A 15,940-nucleotide genomic window follows, 5' to 3' on the forward strand; every position below is an offset into this window, starting at 1 on the left:
ACGTCTGATACAGCCCTTGCATGAATGGCATCGGGATAATCCAGAAAGGAATAGCATCGACCCACAAGAATCTGTGTGAGTGTCCTGTTTCTTCCACCCCCGCACAGGACTGGCGAGCATGAGGGACAAACCCGCGAATCATTAGTGCGGTAAAAACCCGGTGTGCATCGTTTTTGATTATTCCCGCACACTCGCGCAGAAGGAGTTCCCCGTCGGGCTACGGTCATGGTTAATGCGGGAATACAGCGACGATACAGCGCATGATGTGTCAGGCTTGAATACCTTTATCCGTTAAAAGGGATATCAGTTAAGTTATCCCGTGTAGGGTATAAGCCATTATCAAAGCCACTCTGTAGGGAGTGGCTTTTGTAATGGCAATAAAAAAGCCCCGCGAATGCGAGGCTAAATCCAGGTATTTTTAATGACTGGCTCTTATCTCAACGCAGCCCCTTACCGCGCGCCAGATGCTCAATATCAAGCATCAGCAATGAGATATTTAACCATGATTCACTCCAGAAGTGAGCACCACCCTGTCTACAGAGCCAGATGTGAAGGATGATGAGTAAAATTATCGCTATCATCGAAGGCATTGCGTCCTGATGTATTCCTGAAGCGTTCTCAGTGCTGTTTGGTCGCTAATGATTCCGTCTCGGATATCGAGAACGTTTCGTCCAGCAACTGGAGAGAGTTCGACGGTGGCATCATTGCCCATGCCGGAGGCGCTGGAGGTTTCGGCTGAGGATGGCACAGGACATTTGCCTTTGACGAGCACCCGACCACCATTATCAAGCTTGCGCCGAAGAGCATCATTTTCAGCTTTCGCATCAGCTAACTCCTTCGTGTATTTAGCATCGAGTGCATCAGCATCACGCTGGCGCTGCTGCATTTCAGTAATGGTGGCGGTCGCCAGGTTCAGCTCACTGGCTTTTTTATCACGCTGTTCTTTGTAGGCGATGGCGTTATCACGGTAATGATTGACCGCCCACGACAGGCAGACGATGATGCAGATAATCAGAGCATAAATAATCGCGGCGACTCTGCTCACTGATCTATCCCCCAACAGGCTAATGCGCTTTCCTGGTCACGACGAATAACCTGTCCATAGCAGTTATTTGAACGTATGTGGCAATCGCGCCCACCATCTTTTATCCACCAGCGAATCGCCTCGCATGCGCCCTTACGATCACCGGCATTCAGCCGCTTATAAAACGTCGACGGGAAACACTTACCGGGGCCAATGTTATAGGGACAAAATGACGCGATACCCGCTTTCTGTGGTTCGGTCAGTGGTACTTTAATATTGCGATCCACCCATGCCAGCGCCTTATCACGTTCAATGGCGTTAACCTGGTCGCATTTTTCCTTCGTCAGTTTCATGCCCAGAATAACAGGTTTACCATCAACCCTTGTTGCCCCCCGACAGATGGTCCATATTCCGGAGCCATCACGGTATGCCGTTGTGTGGTTACCTTCTTTTTCGTCCAGAAACTGGTCAAGTATTTGAGGAGCAGACGCGCCTGCAGCAATCAGCGCCAGAACGGCTGCTGACAGGCCGTATTTGATATTAGCATTCATGGATATTTATCAGGATTTATCAGTTTCTAATCTCTAGATATGTTAAGCACTCAGCCCGTCAGTGGTGGATACTGGCGTATGTAATAAAGGGGGGATGGCTGATTACCTCTGATAAGGGAATGTAACTATGAACGGTATAGATCCATTCAAACCAATCAGTAAGCAACTTGATGTGGTATTACCACAACTGATAAAACACGACGACCTTCTGGATAAAGTGTTGCCTTTTTATATTGCTGTTACCGCAAAATTATCAGGTAAAACTCGAGAAGAGGTTCTCAAATATAACATGCTGGCTTTAGAAACAATTTTTGGCTCAGAAAAAGCGGGAAAATCACCCAAAGAGTTGGCAGAATCTCAATTTGCTTATATGACAAATATAAGAGTATCCGAAATCTTTGATAAGCTACCAGACATTGAATAATTTCTAAGCGGCAGTAATGCCGCTTTATATTTTTTCAGCCAAATCTCTCAAGAACTGTTTGGCATGTTTTACCGCAGTAACTTCATAATAATCCAAACCAGCTCCTTCAAGTCGCTCAAGGTTGATGTTCAGATCAAAAATTTCACCGGCAAAACGTTCTTTGTCCTGTAACGTTAAGATTACCGTAACTTTATTCTCAAAATTGCGGGTCCCTTTCACAATCAGTTCATAGTTTTTAGTCATTGTCTTACTCTCCTCTCGCAGCCTTACGCCTGTCTTCTTTAATCTTGAAATAAAGGTTTGTCAGGTACGTCAGCAGGCCAAATACCAGACTACCCAGCACACCGATTGCAGCCCACTGTGACGGAGTTACTCTATCGAGTAACTGTAAAAACCAGTAGCCAGCACTGCCTGCAGAGGTGCCATAGGCGACACCTGTTGTTAACTTATCCATTGATTTCATATCCTCACCCCGATGTACACGGATGGTGCAATATGTTTGAAAAGATCGGAGTCTACGGGTTAGTTTTTACAGCAAACGTTGTTCTCAACGACGCTCAAAAAACAGAAAATTAAAATAATGTGGTTAAATATTTTAAAAGAAAAACCATCTATTAAATAATAATGCGGGATATATTTTTCTATTTAGTGTAATGTATACGGCCATTTATACAGGAAAAGCCTATGTCAGAACGTAAAGACTCAAAATCACGCCGTAATTATCTCGTAAAATGTTCCTGCCCAAACTGTACCCAAGAATCAGAACACAGTTTTTCTAGAGTACAAAAAGGTGCCCTTTTGATCTGCCCTCATTGCAACAAAGTATTCCAAACAAATCTTAAAGCTGTTGCCTGAGTGTTTTGATTACTTACAAAGAGTTTTTATATTTTAATAATATATTTAAATCAGATAATAAAAAACCCGCCTGCGCGGGTTTGAGATTGTGGTGCTTTTTGTGGTAGTTACCCACTTACGCACTTTGTATTGCTATGCCAGCAGTTAGCTTCTACTGTAAAACTATTCATGCAGCAAACCTGCACTTCACCACAAAATGGGATTCAATACCCACAACTCTATCTGCATCTCTACTCAGGCATCAGCCTTCTTCGTTATCGTATACAGACAAGCTATGAATTTTAATCAGTAATAATGACATTTGCTGCTGCAGGACCTTTAGCACCACTCTCTACAGAGAAGGTAACCTTTTGGCCTTCAAATAAGGTTCGATAATTATCATTCTGAATTGCAGAAAAATGCACAAACACATCTTTACTACCATCAACAGGAGAAATAAAGCCAAAACCTTTATCAGCGTTAAACCATTTTACTAAACCAGTCATTTTATTTGACATTCTACATTCCTTAACTTGAGCCTTTCGGCATAAATGATTTGTATAACAGAAACGACTTCGTACTTAATTGGAGAGACTCAAAGAAGGAATAAGTGAATAACACCTGAAATGAGAACTGCTTTAGTAAACTACTTCGTATATCGTCTGTTCTTCAAACCGACGCAGCCATTAACGCATAGTTGTACACTTGGAAGCAATGTTTATTTTAGACATCCAGCCACCTCCCCATTTAAAACACAAAAACCCGCTCATTAGCGGGTTTTCTACTTTTTCTCAACACCGGACATACAAAGCCCATCGTTGAGAAAATCCTATCCATATTTTTTGAAAAATGCAAGCATCATGTCGATATCTTCGGCGAAAATTATTTATCTTGTCACTTTTCTCAACTGTGCTTCTGCATATGCTTCTTCCTGCCAGCACTTTGTAACCAGTTTATGAATAACATCAGCATACCCCTTGTACCACTGATAATCCGTCAGGTCCGGTACCAGTTTCTGGACATGATGCCGCGCCAGTGTGGTTGGTAAACGGCTAAACCGGTTTCCATTGCAACGCCCACAAATCTTATAAACAGGCGTGCCATGAAGCCGGGTCCTTTTTTCATCCAGGACAATACCTTTACCCTTACACCCTCTGCACGCTGTGCTGACTTCTCCCTTACCATGACAATGCTGACATAGTTCCTTCACCCACTCTTCCTTGATAACGGATTCCCCGCTTCTGGAATGTTTCACCACTTCGCGCAATACATTATGAAATCCCGTACCAGCACAATGCTCACAGCGAGCCTTACTTGCCGCAGACCTGGAATAATCAGCAAAGGCAAAATTCACGAGGTAAGGAATAATCTGTAACCGTGTTTCTGCACTCAATTTATTCAATGTCGGGTTATCCAGTGCCATCGCGTAATTGAGCAGACCTTCAATCGCAAACTGAGGGTCCTGAACACCAACTTTTGCCAGGAATAAGGCAAACCCAAGCGGTGCTTTCGACTGCACCATCCCCTGCGCAGCCATCACATCCGTAATTGATAAACCACCTGAGTCTGTCGCCGGTGCGTCATCGCTCAATTTTGGAGATTTTGGGGAGTAATATTTTGGTAAGGCCTCAAGATTCATTCTCGCTCTCCATTTACACCAGCACGCCAATTGGCAGCAAAAAACAATAAAACGGCATCAACCGATCGTTATCTCTGGCTTCATACAATTGTCTCTGCCAGTGTTTTGGCGTAATTCTTCAGTATCCGGTAATCGGTCAAAACAGAACCGGGAAACGATATAAGCGCAGGCGCACCCAGCGGTAGCGAAGGAGTTCTGCCATATATGACTCACACATCATTCATCCCCCAGTTCGGTGATGATCAGTTCCAGCTTTCCACCCTTGGTAACGGGCATTTTCACAACGCGATAATCAACGACCTGAGCATCATCCAGCCAGAAACCTGCTTTGGTGAGTGCGTCAAAAGCTGCTTTTTGCAGATTATCCAGGTCACGGCGACGGCGATCCGGCATGTGGCACTCAATACGGATTTTCACTGGCATAGCCAGACCGATATCCAGCATGGAGCCTTTGATGATTCGGGCGACGTTATCGCGGTATACCTGCCCCTCTGCGCTGATGTGCGTGCGCCCGCGATTATGGCGGTAGTAGCGGTTATTGCTCGGCGGCCAGGGTAGTGTGATGTGGTAAGTATTCACGCCTTGATTACCCCCTCTTTCAGCCAGATAACCTGTGTTCTCGCCATACCTTCCAGCGCGCATTCTTTTGCATATGCAGCATCGACAAAATGTGTGCGGCGGTCGATTTCGTCGTGGCAGGCAGAACATGCAATGGTGGCAATCAGGTCTGGCGGTTTGGTACCGGTGCCGCACAATCCAGTCAGCCGGATATGTGCCAGTACAGACGTTTCAGGGTTGCCATTACATACGCCAGGGATTCTTACCTGGCATTCCCGACTACGCGCTGCTTTTCTCAAATCAGCCATGATTCCTCCTTGCTGCCAGTCGCAACCATTTTTTATCAACCAGGCTGGCGGTATATCCGAGCAGTGTTGGTATTTCGGAAGGCTTCAGCTCCGGTTTACGCTTACGACGATTTGGTACTCTGTAGATGTGTCCGTTCATGACACGAATAAGCGGTGTAGCCATTACGCCTCCTGCTTGTCACGGAGCTGCTGGAACTCGCAGCTCTGCGGAATAGTCAGATGGCAGCCAATATTCACCGCCCAGGCTTCGACCTTACACAGGAAGACATACATCTCTCCGGTATCAAGATCGGAGGTATGGCGTAACGACTGGATAGTGGTGATATCACCGGTTACGACATCAACCAGGTCTTTGGTTTCATAACCGAGATATGTGTGTTTGAGAGCATCTTTTACCCAAGCTGGAGTGGCGAACGTTTTACCCCTGCTGATGAGGTATTCACTGATTTCGCTGTACCACATGTGGCTGAGTGCATTCTGGGAAAGACTGCGTTTCTCACGCCACGGTTTAAGCACCATGCGAAAGCATTTGCCCTCCTCCAGATAAGGCTGGATCTGCCGACCGATAGCGGTGAAGTTACCGCGATGTAATTTTATGCCGTCTTGTGGGAGGTTCACGCTTCACCTCCGCAGAGGCCAAACGCTGGATGCAAAAAATCGCAGGTGCATTTCTGCATCTGTGAATGGAGAAGATAGGTTGGATTGTATGTGCGCATAAACGTCCCCGTTTAGCGCAGAAGTCACCGGAGTTGTTCAGGCTCCAATGGCATGATTATGGCTGGTTGATTATTGGAAATCAAATGTGCTGAAAATTAGTCTGCCAAGTCTTCCTCAGTCGCAACTGGGTAATTCCAAATATCAAAAAAAGCTATAGCCTCCTGCCATTTGCCCCATAAGTTATCAAGTACTTGTGTAGGTTCCGTCCTTTTAAAAACAGAATCAGCCGCATCACCGTTATGAACTTCCTCGTACAGTTCCATTATTAGCAGATTAACAAAGTACTGTTTCAACATTAATGCCTGATTACCTTCTTTCTGCTGGCTATCCTGCTTGATGATCTCCATCGCCCGTACTAGGCACCTGATGATATCCGCTGCATCATTAACGCTCCATTCAGATCCGCGCTTATCTTTAGCTGATGAATTGGCTCTCTCAGCGCAAGCCTTTAAAGACTCATAAAGGTAAACTCTATTTTGTAGCTGCAGCGCTTTTTTTGACGTGTACCAACTTGCAAGCGCCGACCCCGCTGCGGCTAATGTGCCAAACGCAGAAATGCCTGCTGCTATTGCACTTAAGTCGGCACTGTCAAAGTTCCACATCATCGTTACACCTTATATAAACACCCCTCAGTAATATCCAATAAGGTATGTGAACAATCAATATAACTTATATCCGTATCGGCACATAGCGATTTTAATGCTACTGATAATGGTATCTTTTAGATTATATCGTCCAGTTCCAGTACCCGTATTTTATGAAATGGACTCGCACATTACCAAAAAAATGCCAGCACTTCCGTCATCGCAGAATGCTGGCAGTATTTCTAACTAGTGACTTTATTGCAACAGATTCTGACGGAAATATGGTAACACACGACTCCACTTATCATCCTGCCACGGTTGGAATTTTACATGCGCCGTTTCTCTGGCAAGGATTTCTCGCGCCCTGTTGAGTATCCGAGGATATTCTTGTTCGATTGAAGTGAATCTACCTGCTTCGCGATGCTCTGCGACCTGAAGAAGGGGCGTAACGTTCTGGCAGGCGGTTAACATCGTATCACTTGCTCGCCATAACCAGGCGAGTGTGCAAAGTTCGTTATCAGTGAATTGTTTTGTGATTGGGGATTGTTGAACTTCTCGATCGAGAATATCCAGAACCCAGCGGCGGAATTCTTTGGCCACAGGAGTACGAGCAAACATGGCGATCAAATGGGCTCCGCGAAGGCTAAATACTCGAGACTCCTGCATTCCACGAGGGGTGGTCACTTTGACCACCCTTGTCATCATATCTGTGAATTCATCTGAGTGCCGAGAGTAAATGCGCTGAACTGCTTTATCGTCCGCATATTCCAGTGCTAAACCAACTTCAGTGGCAGTAAGCCAAATTCTGTTATTGTGGCAAATCGGGGTAAACGTCGTTTTGTGGAATGCTAATTGAGTAGTCATAGTATCACCTCATCAGGTTAACCATCACCACCAACGACGCCAATCGACTGGTGGTGAACTGTGTAAGGTTGGCGTAACCGGCTACTCAAACCCGGCGCTTCCGAAGAAGCCCTCACACAGCCCACCATAATTTGGGCATAGCCGTGCTTAGCGCACAAAAAAACCGCTTAACGCGGTATGCGTTGAGTAGTATCCCGGGACGCCAATCCCGTGTGCCGATTTTGCGGCAACGCACAGAATATAGCGCCGGATAAATCATGTCGTCAACCCCAGTAAATGGACACCATGATGATCACAGCCATAGTTGCTACAACAGTTACAACTACCTCAGGCCAAAACATAACGATTTCCATATCACCTTTAGCCGCCAGACGAATAGAGACTCCCAATTCTGGCTGTCGAAGTAAAACACCGAATGTAAAAAATCGTAGGTGCATTTCTGCATCTGTGAATGGAGATGAGAGTTTGGATTGTGTGTGCGCATAAACGTCCCCGTTTAGCGCAGAAGTCACCGGAGTTTTTTAGGCTCCGATGACAATATTATGGCTTTTTTATTTCTAAATTCAAAACTTGAAAATATTAAGATTCGCTTTTAAATCAACCCTAAACAACTGAAGATAACATCTGATAGTCAGCTAATTGCAAAGATATTAAAAATAACTTTAGGGAGTGCGAAAGATGAAATAAAAAGCACAACCATAAAAATGGCATGCTTAATAAATGATGAGCTTGTAAAAAAAGCTCCTCCCTTGCTAATTCCTGCCATAAAAACAAAGATAAAGCTAATTAAGCACGACCATATCACTAACAAAACTGAGATTGACATGCTTAAAGACATATCGCGAGAAAATACGTTTACTGAAATAGAAATGAAAGTAAAGAAAGAAGCAAATAAAGCAATGACACCCAGCATTGAGTTCCTTGCTGTAATTACTTCCGATTCAAAGCTTTTAACTTTCTCATGTATATCTTTTTCAGCATTTGATAATGTTGCATCAAATTGCTCAATCTTTGCAGTTTGCTGAGATAATGAAGACATTACCTTACCTATTTTTCTTTTAGTATCATTAATATTCTTTTTGCTCTTATTCAACTCTTGCGAAAAATTGGTTAGTTGATCATTGATATTTTTCCAGAGGATGTTATCAATATCACTTTTTGTATATTTTTTTACATTCTCTTTATTAAAAGAAATTGTAGATTCAGAATTATTATTAACAAAGTAATTAGATAAAATGGCATTAGAGACAGTATTATCCATCACCGGCACAGTTGCTTTTGAACTGTATTTTATAGCTTCATGCAACATTTCTTTTTCATTAACAAAAAGAGAGGTTTTTATTAAGTTTTGTGGTGCCGCGTCTTTGATAGATATACTTTCCCGCTCTTTATTTGAAGCTGTTGCAGTTTTATTATCTATCTGCAAATTACTAATTTTTTGTACCCCTCCTGTATACGTAGATGTACTATTCGATACTTGTGAATTAGAATAAAGTGAATGATGCGCAGTTCTTTTTGCCATGTCATCGTTGACTATAGCATTATTATTTGCAATTCTTTTTATATCCTTTTTATTATCATCCTTATTCATTCAGCCACCTCACATTACTGAATTTCATTCACTTTACTTAAAAAGGCTTTTTTTGTTTTTTCTGCGGTATATTTATCTTTAAATATAAAACTCTCGATTGTATTCACATCGATCTGTTTCACTAGCATTGGTTGTTCTCTGACAAGATCATATCCTGACATAATCGACAAATGACAATTAAATATGGACTGCTCAAACTCGAATTTTTTATTATACATTAAATTAATATCTTCAATTATTTCGCTATCATTCTGCATGTTGTTACTAAGATAGTTTTTAACAATCTCTTTGTTTGGGTTGTTGTTTAATTCCGCCTTAACGGCCACCAAGCCTATTCTGATAATATCCTTATTGAGTTCTTTATGGATATCAACCACACTATCGAAAACTTCTTGAAACAAATGTAAGTCTACCTCTTGCTCAGAATCCATACGTTCAAAAAACAAATCACATCTCTGCAGTGAGCATTGAACTCTAAATTTATTATCTATAGAAAACAATTGGAGACGAGGAATCTCTGGTGGGGTATCCATAGGTAAAACGCCCAACATCATATTGTTTGTTAATTCAATACCTGCCTTCTTTTTAAAAGTTTGCCTAATAAAATACGACATTCCATCGAAATCGACAGTCGTTGATGAATCGTAAAAAAATACCATTTGTAACTGTATGATTTTCATCCTATATTCCAGGTTTCAGCAATGTAAATTTGGCGCATTATTCTAGCTTACAACAGCAACATTTTTGAAGGGCTTTGCTAAAACTTTTATTCCCAGTGGCATTAATTTCAACCAATAGAACCTGAACAGAAAAAAACATAAAAATCAATGCATTATTTCGAAATCTTTTTATATAATGCTTTTCCCCCTTTCAGCCCAAACTTAGCTTTGATTTCTGCGATCTTCGCCAGAGCCTGTGCACGATTTAGAGGTCTACCGCCCATGACAGGAAGTTGTTTTACTGGTTCAGGTATAGCCTCACCACGGTTAATTCGTGCGGTCATACAGGACAGTTCATCGGCAGCCTTGCGCCGTAATTCCGCGTCAGTCAACGCATTGGCCCGCATGTTCTGATACAGGTTGGTAACCAGCCAGTAGTGCGCGTTTGATTTCCACGGATAAGACTCTGCATCCGGATACAGCCCACGCTTCCGGCAATACTCGTAAACCATATCAACCAGCTCGCTGGCGTTTGGCAGCCCGGCGGTAACGGATGCTTCTTCCCGGCACCAGGCAACAAACTGCCCGGGTGATGGCAGGAATGGTCGATTCTGCCGACGGGCTACGCGCATTCCTGCGTTAACCTGTTCCATCGTGGTGATCCCGTTTTCCCGGAAAGCCAGAACCCACTGGCGGCGGATTTCGTTCAGTTCGTTCTGGTCACGGTTAGCCAGGCTCGCCGGGAAAGTTGCCAGTAACTGGCTGAACACACCATTGATGATCTGCGCTACCTGCTGTACCTGCGGCTTTTCGTCGTACTGTTCCGGCATGTTGTTGGCGATCCGACGCATCTGCTCACGGTCAAAGTTAACCATCTGTGCGGCGATGTTTTTCATAGCTCCACCCCGTAAATCCAGTCAGTGTTCGTCAGGTCGAGTTTTGGTTTGCCGGCTGTCACGCCAGCCTGTTGCTTGTTTCGGTTGATTTCGAGCTGGGTCCACTTGTCGCGGAGTTTGGCCGGACTCAGCACGTTACCGGACCAGAAGTTGTCCTGGCATGCCCAGCGGAACAGTACACACATGTCGCGGTGGTTACGTCCGTCACGTTCACGCATCAGGCGGATATCGTTAGCCCACCCTGCAAAATTCGGTTTTCTGGCTGATGGCGCGATGGTCTTCACCATGTCAAACATCCACTCTGCGGCGGTCAGGTCTTCTGCTGTCCCCCACTTGCTGCCGCTCTGAATTGCAGCATCTGGTTTCACCACAGGAAGATCGTTTTCTGGTTGGTCAGAGGATTCGCCAGAATTCTCGGACGAAAAAGGTTTTATATTGTCTTTTGTTAGTTTGTCTTTTGTGTTTACCTGATTCGGGTAAACGCCTTTACCTGATTTGGGTAAACTTTTTTTACCTGATTCAGGTAAATTTACCTCTTTCAGGTAAACTTTATTTTTCTTACCTGATTCGGGTAATGTTGACCATTCACTGACCACATTATTAATGCCGGTATTCCGCCCGCTCTGAATAAAAATCCCACGCTTTACCAGAACACTTTTTGCAGCAGAACACTTGTGCGGCAATATCCCGGTTAATTCGGAAAGTTGCTCGTTGCTAACCCAATCCAGTTTTTTATTAAAGCCATATGTTTTGCGCATGACAGCCAGAAAGACCAGAAGCTGGTGCTGTGTTAATCCGGCCAGTATCACAGCTTCCAGCAACTCATTTGCAATGCGCGTATAACCATCATCGAGATCTGCCACGCGCGGCTCCTTTTGTGCCACATCCGGCACTGGAAAATTGAATATCTCAGCAGTGTTTGCCATAATTCCTCCCGCAATGAGTGTGTTACGATTTGCACCTGAAAGTCGGTTCTGTTCGCGCAGACCGGCTTTCGCCATTTCCGAACCTGTCATATTGCCCCCAGCATGTTGGTGACCATCGCCATCAGTGGACCAGCCAGATCTGGGTCCACACGAAACATCGACACAATGCCTTCACTCATCTCCTTCAGTTTCTGGTGGCGTGGTGCGTTGAGAATGACAGCCTGTTTTGCCTCACTGAGTTCCTTTTCCATTTCAGCCAGCCGAGCCATGAAGCTATCCTGCTCAACCAGGTGGCCGCGATATTCCAGCGGTAGTACCGCCAGAATTGCCGGGGTCAGTTCACGCACGTTATTTCGGTATTTTTCAGAATCGAATTTGTTATCGAGGAAGCGGAACAGCTTCTGGCGTGCACGACTGACATTATCAGGGAAATCGATGGTGCCGCCGCCCTGCTCCCGATACTCATTCACAATGAGTGCGGCAACAACATCCTGATTATCTGCAGCCGACCAGGCGCGGACGGCATCACGGATTTTTTCGTGGCCTGGAGCTTGTTTTGTTTGAGAACGATTTATCACCGCAGTCGGGCTAAATCCGCTAGTCTGTTGGTATGTAAGTGGTTGCATAGTCATTGCCTTATCAGTTAACGCCGCAGATTAGGCGGCAGAATTACTCGCGTTAAACAATGGTGCGAGGTCGGGACGAATATCTGCTGGTTTAATCTTTCCACCAGTGGCTGAGACAATTTTCATTACATAGCGGGCATCAATTCCGCCACCGTGTAGCCAACGCCAAACAGTGGGCTGGGCTACACCGCATAGATCTGCCAGTCGTTTTTGACTACCTGTAATACTGATTGCGAGTTGAATGGTTTGATTTGTCATTATCGATTCCTATTGGTATTACAATGAATAAATAATAGCAATGCGTATTAACCATAACAATAGCAAAACGTGTTTTGACCATCAATACGCAAGCGTATAAATTAAAACTTATGAAAAAAGAAACTCTTGCTGATCGCTTAAACCTAGCGATGGAACAATCTGGAATGTCTCAAGGCGCTCTTGCAAAGGCGTCTGGCGTAGCTCAACCCACAATCTGGAGACTGACAAGCGGCAACGCGCGCGGCTCAACAAAAATTGTTGAAATAGCTAATGCATTGGGTGTTCGAACAGAGTGGCTCTCATCAGGCATAGGCCCGATGAGAAATGACGGTCAACAATTAGGGAAGCCTACTGCCAACCATCCCAAATACTTCAAGATTGACGTTCTTGACATAGAAGTAAGCGCTGGTCCTGGTGTCATTAACCGCGAATTCGTAGAAGTTCTACGTTCAGTTGAGTACTCCCAGGACGATGCTCGCCATATGTTCGATGGCAGGAAGGCGGAAAATATCCGCATCATTAACGTGCGCGGTGACAGTATGTCAGGGACGATCGAACCTGGTGACCTGCTGTTCGTTGATATCACAGTTAAATCTTTCGATGGCGATGGTATCTATGCGTTCCTGTACGACGACACAGCCCATGTTAAGCGCCTACAAATGATGAAGGACAAGCTATTGGTTATCTCTGATAACAAGAGCTACTCACCGTGGGACCCGATCGAGAAAGACGAGATGAACCGGGTGTTTATCTTCGGGAAAGTCATTGGAAGCATGCCGCAGACGTATAGGAAGCATGGGTAGTTTTATTGCTAATGTTATGTGTTTGTGAGATAGGCCAAATATAGTTGGCCACGGGACAAATTGTATGAGCGTATATTTATAGGAAAAACGGAAGCCATTACAATGAATGGAAATATACATGCTGATTATTTTAAGTGGTGGTGTGGGACAGTTATAGTTGGTGCGATCCCAATTATAATTAGATTGATTTCATTCATGATTATAAAAAAAGACATTGAGCTTTTTAATATTACTGAGTTAGTATGCTTTGGTTTCGCCATACAAATATCAAGCATTTACTTTGGCATTGGTAAACCGAGTTTCAAAAGTGAAAATAAATTCATAGTAAATACAACCTTCTCCATTATTTTTATAGTGATTTTCTCTACTATATACATAATAAGCATGTTGGCAGAGGAACTTTTGGATTTAACATTCACCAAGATACTAGTAATAATTACATGCTTAATATCGCTATATATTGGACAAAACTCCGTTCAATGTGCTATTATAAATAATGATATTTTAACCAAGGAGTGATTATGTATTATTTAATGATCTTGCTCTTTATAATAACAGTTATCATTCCTGTATATCTTGCATTTCTCTCAAGAAATAACCTCAAAAAATATAAAGACGCACTAGCGTCCATTGAAAACATAAGAAAGAAAAATAGTGAGCATTTTGCCGAGAAAGCAAAAGCACTTAGATATCGATAACAGGTATTACTATGTCGTTAAAAAATATAATTTACATTGATTACGAAAAAGTTTACTCCCTCAGTTCACAGTTATTCGAAGGAGTTGTTCAATCAGCCGTAGAAGAGCAGGCATCAACGCTATCAAACTCTGATGCGGTCGAGGTCAAAACGCAGACAAAATCTAGTAATACTAGTGATACAAATAAGCTATCGACTGTTATAAACCCGCATGACTACCATTACTTGAAATTTGAAAAAGAACTGTTTCATAGAGGACTCATCAAATCAATCTCCTCTGGGGATTTTTATCCAGAGGAGATTGAATCAGGACAATTCGTAAAAATAAAATGTGCTATTGAAATTAATGATTATAAAAAACTAAAAGATACCACTAAAAATTTTACTGACCTTGGATATGCTATTCATTATGTTCACAAACATGATGAATTAGAAAATATTGACATCTTGATTTCTGATAAGACAGCAAAGCCAAATGTAAAAAAAGATTTAAAAATACTTCGCGATAATTTATTAGAACAAATAAAAGAAAGTGCCATGAAAAACAAAAAAGCTTTCTTTGACAACCTATCAATTGTTTTAAATTATGCTTATGGAGATGAGCTTGAAATATCACAAAAAATTAATGATTACAAATTTACATCTTTCTTAATTCGGGGATTTTTAAAGCTAACGCCAGAAATGTTAGTGAAACTATACTCCAGAAAAACGACCAGAGAATTTACTATTGTTGGTATAGTAACGCAATCAGGTAAAGATACAATCAATAATACAGACTCAGAAAGAGCAATGATTGATATACGAAGTGCAGCATGGAACATGAATGATGCATTAGCAAATATCGAGTCAACGTTCTGTAAACCAACAGAAAATGAGTTTTTCATAGAACCTATCGCGTTGTACTCAGAAATTTAATCATTTGCACCCGGCCACCGCGCCGGGTTTTCTTTTGTCCCCTCCCCTCATCACACAAACCGTTCGAAAAACCACCACAACCTCCCTTCAGTTATCGCTATGCGATGCAAGTCACAAAATTAATTCTTTTTGCTATCAAACAGTTAATATCAAAACACATCAATCAATAGCAATAAGTATTGATACAACCAATAGCAATAGCTATTATCACCATGTCGCAACAACACAACGATACGGCAACCACCTGATTCACCGTTGCGATGACCGCTTAGATCCGCAGCTTGAATTTCAGCAGGCTCCGGGGAGTGCGAGGGGTGAAGCGGACGCGTGAACGTCGGTGTGACCAGCTGAAATCAACTCAACACTTCATACCTTAGTCGCTTCAACGAGGCGGCTTAGTTATGACAACCGGCGGCCATCCACCGCCTGAATACGCGCAGAAGTCTCTATATGTTCAGCAGCCCAGCTTACGGGCAGGAGTTTTTATGGTTCATCAACATTACGGAACGCAGACCGTTAATCGAGGTGCGGTCATGCCAGGAATGCTGGTCAAACACAAAGATGGTACCTGGACTGCATCAGCTAATTTACGCGGACGGCTATATCTGCATCGCGGCATCGAGCGCACTTATACCCGTGATTTGCTCGTGGAAGTTTTTCTCGACGGACGCGGTAACAGCCTGAATCACTAATCCCCTTTCCTGTTTTCCTAATCAGCCTGGCATTTCGCGGGCGATATTTTCACAGCCATTTTCAGGAGTTCAGCCATGAACGCTTATTACATTCAGGATCGTCTTGAGGCTCAGAGCTGGGCGCGTTACTACCAGCAGATCGCCCGTGAAGAGAAAGAGGCAGAACTGGCAGACGACATGGAAAAAGGCCTGCCCCAGCACCTGTTTGAATCGCTATGCATCGATCATTTGCAACGCCACGGGGCCAGCAAAAAAGCCATTACCCGTGCGTTTGATGACGATGTTGAGTTTCAGGAGCGCATGGCAGAACACATCCGGTACATGGTTGAAACCATTGCTCACCACCAGGTTGATATTGATTCAGAGGTATAAAA

General features: G+C 43.4%; 26 protein-coding genes and 1 pseudogene. 6 read left to right on the forward strand and 21 right to left on the reverse strand.

From position 1 onward, the window contains the following. Positions 1-437: 437 nt before the first annotated feature. Genes FC814_RS10670 through FC814_RS10680 form a run of 3 tightly spaced genes read right to left on the reverse strand, consistent with a single transcriptional unit; the run spans position 438 to position 1,575 of the window. Positions 438-590: a hypothetical protein gene (locus tag FC814_RS10670; protein WP_001139679.1), complete on the reverse strand. Its 153-nt coding sequence runs from the start codon at positions 588-590 to the stop codon at positions 438-440. Beyond that, positions 578-1,045 carry a lysis protein gene (locus tag FC814_RS10675; protein WP_137325920.1) on the reverse strand — a complete coding sequence of 156 codons (468 nt, stop codon included), beginning with the start codon at positions 1,043-1,045 and terminating at the stop codon, positions 578-580. Before FC814_RS10675 ends, FC814_RS10670 begins: the two co-directional genes overlap by 13 nt. Then, positions 1,042-1,575 carry a lysozyme gene (locus FC814_RS10680; RefSeq protein WP_137325921.1) on the reverse strand — a complete coding sequence of 178 codons (534 nt, stop codon included), beginning with the start codon at positions 1,573-1,575 and terminating at the stop codon, positions 1,042-1,044. The genes FC814_RS10675 and FC814_RS10680 overlap by 4 nt, the downstream gene beginning before the upstream one ends. Positions 1,576-1,702: 127 nt before the next feature. On the opposite strand from FC814_RS10680, the gene FC814_RS10685 reads away from it, so the two are divergent. After that, positions 1,703-1,999 (forward strand): hypothetical protein, encoded by a 297-nt coding sequence (locus FC814_RS10685; RefSeq protein ID WP_064226331.1) that lies wholly within the window; start codon positions 1,703-1,705, stop codon positions 1,997-1,999. A gap of 24 nt (positions 2,000-2,023) precedes the next feature. On the opposite strand, the gene FC814_RS10690 is transcribed toward FC814_RS10685, so the two are convergent. Both FC814_RS10690 and essD read right to left on the reverse strand, forming a co-directional pair. Continuing rightward, positions 2,024-2,242, reverse strand: coding sequence for a DUF1327 domain-containing protein (locus tag FC814_RS10690; RefSeq protein ID WP_000165360.1), 219 nt, complete (start codon positions 2,240-2,242; stop codon positions 2,024-2,026). A 4-nt stretch (positions 2,243-2,246) separates the two neighbouring features. Beyond that, complete coding sequence (essD, locus tag FC814_RS10695; protein ID WP_137325922.1) at positions 2,247-2,462, reverse strand: phage lysis protein EssD; 216 nt, start codon at positions 2,460-2,462, stop codon at positions 2,247-2,249. Positions 2,463-2,683: 221 nt separating this feature from the next. Between essD and ynfU the strand changes: the two genes are divergently transcribed. Next, entirely contained in the window at positions 2,684-2,854 is a 171-nt protein-coding gene (gene ynfU / locus FC814_RS23120) for a putative zinc-binding protein YnfU (RefSeq protein ID WP_001405948.1), read from the forward strand. 281 nt (positions 2,855-3,135) lie between these two features. On the opposite strand, the gene cspB is transcribed toward ynfU, so the two are convergent. The 16 genes and pseudogenes from cspB to FC814_RS10775 all read right to left on the reverse strand — a co-directional run bounded on the left by cspB (position 3,136) and on the right by FC814_RS10775 (position 12,459). After that, on the reverse strand, positions 3,136-3,351 hold the full coding sequence (gene cspB / locus FC814_RS10700; RefSeq protein WP_000066486.1) for a cold shock-like protein CspB: 216 nt from the start codon (positions 3,349-3,351) through the stop codon (positions 3,136-3,138). Positions 3,352-3,719: 368 nt separating this feature from the next. Further along, the gene (locus FC814_RS10705; protein WP_137325923.1) at positions 3,720-4,472 is read right to left on the reverse strand and encodes an antitermination protein; all 753 of its coding nucleotides are present in this window, start codon (positions 4,470-4,472) and stop codon (positions 3,720-3,722) included. A gap of 80 nt (positions 4,473-4,552) precedes the next feature. Then, positions 4,553-4,692, reverse strand: a pseudogene (locus FC814_RS10710) (YlcG family protein). Beyond that, positions 4,689-5,051, reverse strand: a complete 363-nt coding sequence (rusA, locus tag FC814_RS10715) for a crossover junction endodeoxyribonuclease RusA (protein ID WP_137325924.1) — start codon at positions 5,049-5,051, stop codon at positions 4,689-4,691. The pseudogene FC814_RS10710 and the gene rusA overlap by 4 nt, the downstream one beginning before the upstream one ends. Then, positions 5,048-5,338 carry a DUF1364 domain-containing protein gene (locus FC814_RS10720; RefSeq protein WP_000774504.1) on the reverse strand — a complete coding sequence of 97 codons (291 nt, stop codon included), beginning with the start codon at positions 5,336-5,338 and terminating at the stop codon, positions 5,048-5,050. Before FC814_RS10720 ends, rusA begins: the two co-directional genes overlap by 4 nt. Beyond that, on the reverse strand, positions 5,331-5,501 hold the full coding sequence (locus FC814_RS10725) for a NinE family protein (RefSeq protein ID WP_000224914.1): 171 nt from the start codon (positions 5,499-5,501) through the stop codon (positions 5,331-5,333). The genes FC814_RS10720 and FC814_RS10725 overlap by 8 nt, the downstream gene beginning before the upstream one ends. After that, the gene (ybcN, locus tag FC814_RS10730) at positions 5,501-5,956 is read right to left on the reverse strand and encodes a DNA base-flipping protein YbcN (protein WP_001053035.1); all 456 of its coding nucleotides are present in this window, start codon (positions 5,954-5,956) and stop codon (positions 5,501-5,503) included. Before ybcN ends, FC814_RS10725 begins: the two co-directional genes overlap by 1 nt. Next, on the reverse strand, positions 5,953-6,054 hold the full coding sequence (locus FC814_RS10735) for a hypothetical protein (RefSeq protein ID WP_077167840.1): 102 nt from the start codon (positions 6,052-6,054) through the stop codon (positions 5,953-5,955). Before FC814_RS10735 ends, ybcN begins: the two co-directional genes overlap by 4 nt. Positions 6,055-6,150: 96 nt before the next feature. Further along, positions 6,151-6,660, reverse strand: coding sequence for a hypothetical protein (locus tag FC814_RS23125; protein WP_000990012.1), 510 nt, complete (start codon positions 6,658-6,660; stop codon positions 6,151-6,153). 234 nt (positions 6,661-6,894) lie between these two features. Then, positions 6,895-7,503 (reverse strand): P22AR C-terminal domain-containing protein, encoded by a 609-nt coding sequence (locus tag FC814_RS10745; RefSeq protein WP_000211451.1) that lies wholly within the window; start codon positions 7,501-7,503, stop codon positions 6,895-6,897. Between the two features lie 631 nt (positions 7,504-8,134). Then, complete coding sequence (locus tag FC814_RS10750) at positions 8,135-9,094, reverse strand: hypothetical protein (RefSeq protein WP_001030591.1); 960 nt, start codon at positions 9,092-9,094, stop codon at positions 8,135-8,137. A 14-nt stretch (positions 9,095-9,108) separates the two neighbouring features. Next, on the reverse strand, positions 9,109-9,774 hold the full coding sequence (locus FC814_RS10755) for a hypothetical protein (protein ID WP_000691849.1): 666 nt from the start codon (positions 9,772-9,774) through the stop codon (positions 9,109-9,111). Positions 9,775-9,926: 152 nt separating this feature from the next. Further along, positions 9,927-10,649 (reverse strand): replication protein P, encoded by a 723-nt coding sequence (locus FC814_RS10760; protein WP_089659851.1) that lies wholly within the window; start codon positions 10,647-10,649, stop codon positions 9,927-9,929. After that, positions 10,646-11,665: a replication protein gene (locus FC814_RS10765; RefSeq protein ID WP_170967946.1), complete on the reverse strand. Its 1,020-nt coding sequence runs from the start codon at positions 11,663-11,665 to the stop codon at positions 10,646-10,648. Before FC814_RS10765 ends, FC814_RS10760 begins: the two co-directional genes overlap by 4 nt. Continuing rightward, the gene (locus FC814_RS10770) at positions 11,662-12,201 is read right to left on the reverse strand and encodes a toxin YdaT domain-containing protein (RefSeq protein ID WP_107316933.1); all 540 of its coding nucleotides are present in this window, start codon (positions 12,199-12,201) and stop codon (positions 11,662-11,664) included. The genes FC814_RS10765 and FC814_RS10770 overlap by 4 nt, the downstream gene beginning before the upstream one ends. Before the next feature lie 30 nt (positions 12,202-12,231). After that, positions 12,232-12,459, reverse strand: a complete 228-nt coding sequence (locus FC814_RS10775) for a helix-turn-helix domain-containing protein (RefSeq protein ID WP_000184665.1) — start codon at positions 12,457-12,459, stop codon at positions 12,232-12,234. A 110-nt stretch (positions 12,460-12,569) separates the two neighbouring features. On the opposite strand from FC814_RS10775, the gene FC814_RS10780 reads away from it, so the two are divergent. From FC814_RS10780 to FC814_RS10795, 4 genes are all read left to right on the forward strand, one after another. After that, positions 12,570-13,262: a helix-turn-helix transcriptional regulator gene (locus FC814_RS10780; protein WP_032316961.1), complete on the forward strand. Its 693-nt coding sequence runs from the start codon at positions 12,570-12,572 to the stop codon at positions 13,260-13,262. A gap of 709 nt (positions 13,263-13,971) precedes the next feature. Beyond that, a complete protein-coding gene (locus FC814_RS22845; RefSeq protein WP_023568614.1) occupies positions 13,972-14,874 on the forward strand; it encodes a hypothetical protein in 903 nt (300 codons plus the stop codon). Between the two features lie 485 nt (positions 14,875-15,359). Next, complete coding sequence (locus FC814_RS10785) at positions 15,360-15,566, forward strand: cell division inhibitor protein (protein ID WP_107316934.1); 207 nt, start codon at positions 15,360-15,362, stop codon at positions 15,564-15,566. Positions 15,567-15,641: 75 nt separating this feature from the next. Then, positions 15,642-15,938, forward strand: coding sequence for a host-nuclease inhibitor Gam family protein (locus FC814_RS10795; RefSeq protein WP_000995455.1), 297 nt, complete (start codon positions 15,642-15,644; stop codon positions 15,936-15,938). The last annotated feature ends 2 nt before the right edge of the window (positions 15,939-15,940 follow it).

Origin of the sequence: Escherichia sp. MR, assembly GCF_005280595.1 — a bacterium.
GTDB classification, from domain to species: domain Bacteria; phylum Pseudomonadota; class Gammaproteobacteria; order Enterobacterales; family Enterobacteriaceae; genus Escherichia; species Escherichia ruysiae.

Coding starts and splice junctions, on each gene's coding strand:
- FC814_RS10670 (WP_001139679.1), bottom strand. CDS start 590: ATGCCTTCGATGATAGCGATAATTTTACTCATCATCCTTCACATCTGG.
- FC814_RS10680 (WP_137325921.1), bottom strand. CDS start 1,575: ATGAATGCTAATATCAAATACGGCCTGTCAGCAGCCGTTCTGGCGCTG.
- FC814_RS10685 (WP_064226331.1), top strand. CDS start 1,703: ATGAACGGTATAGATCCATTCAAACCAATCAGTAAGCAACTTGATGTG.
- FC814_RS10690 (WP_000165360.1), bottom strand. CDS start 2,242: ATGACTAAAAACTATGAACTGATTGTGAAAGGGACCCGCAATTTTGAG.
- essD (WP_137325922.1), bottom strand. CDS start 2,462: ATGAAATCAATGGATAAGTTAACAACAGGTGTCGCCTATGGCACCTCT.
- ynfU (WP_001405948.1), top strand. CDS start 2,684: ATGTCAGAACGTAAAGACTCAAAATCACGCCGTAATTATCTCGTAAAA.
- cspB (WP_000066486.1), bottom strand. CDS start 3,351: ATGTCAAATAAAATGACTGGTTTAGTAAAATGGTTTAACGCTGATAAA.
- FC814_RS10705 (WP_137325923.1), bottom strand. CDS start 4,472: ATGAATCTTGAGGCCTTACCAAAATATTACTCCCCAAAATCTCCAAAA.
- FC814_RS10720 (WP_000774504.1), bottom strand. CDS start 5,338: ATGGCTGATTTGAGAAAAGCAGCGCGTAGTCGGGAATGCCAGGTAAGA.
- FC814_RS10725 (WP_000224914.1), bottom strand. CDS start 5,501: ATGGCTACACCGCTTATTCGTGTCATGAACGGACACATCTACAGAGTA.
- FC814_RS10735 (WP_077167840.1), bottom strand. CDS start 6,054: ATGCGCACATACAATCCAACCTATCTTCTCCATTCACAGATGCAGAAA.
- FC814_RS23125 (WP_000990012.1), bottom strand. CDS start 6,660: ATGATGTGGAACTTTGACAGTGCCGACTTAAGTGCAATAGCAGCAGGC.
- FC814_RS10745 (WP_000211451.1), bottom strand. CDS start 7,503: ATGACTACTCAATTAGCATTCCACAAAACGACGTTTACCCCGATTTGC.
- FC814_RS10750 (WP_001030591.1), bottom strand. CDS start 9,094: ATGAATAAGGATGATAATAAAAAGGATATAAAAAGAATTGCAAATAAT.
- FC814_RS10755 (WP_000691849.1), bottom strand. CDS start 9,774: ATGAAAATCATACAGTTACAAATGGTATTTTTTTACGATTCATCAACG.
- FC814_RS10760 (WP_089659851.1), bottom strand. CDS start 10,649: ATGAAAAACATCGCCGCACAGATGGTTAACTTTGACCGTGAGCAGATG.
- FC814_RS10765 (WP_170967946.1), bottom strand. CDS start 11,665: ATGACAGGTTCGGAAATGGCGAAAGCCGGTCTGCGCGAACAGAACCGA.
- FC814_RS10770 (WP_107316933.1), bottom strand. CDS start 12,201: ATGCAACCACTTACATACCAACAGACTAGCGGATTTAGCCCGACTGCG.
- FC814_RS10775 (WP_000184665.1), bottom strand. CDS start 12,459: ATGACAAATCAAACCATTCAACTCGCAATCAGTATTACAGGTAGTCAA.
- FC814_RS10780 (WP_032316961.1), top strand. CDS start 12,570: ATGAAAAAAGAAACTCTTGCTGATCGCTTAAACCTAGCGATGGAACAA.
- FC814_RS22845 (WP_023568614.1), top strand. CDS start 13,972: ATGTCGTTAAAAAATATAATTTACATTGATTACGAAAAAGTTTACTCC.
- FC814_RS10785 (WP_107316934.1), top strand. CDS start 15,360: ATGGTTCATCAACATTACGGAACGCAGACCGTTAATCGAGGTGCGGTC.
- FC814_RS10795 (WP_000995455.1), top strand. CDS start 15,642: ATGAACGCTTATTACATTCAGGATCGTCTTGAGGCTCAGAGCTGGGCG.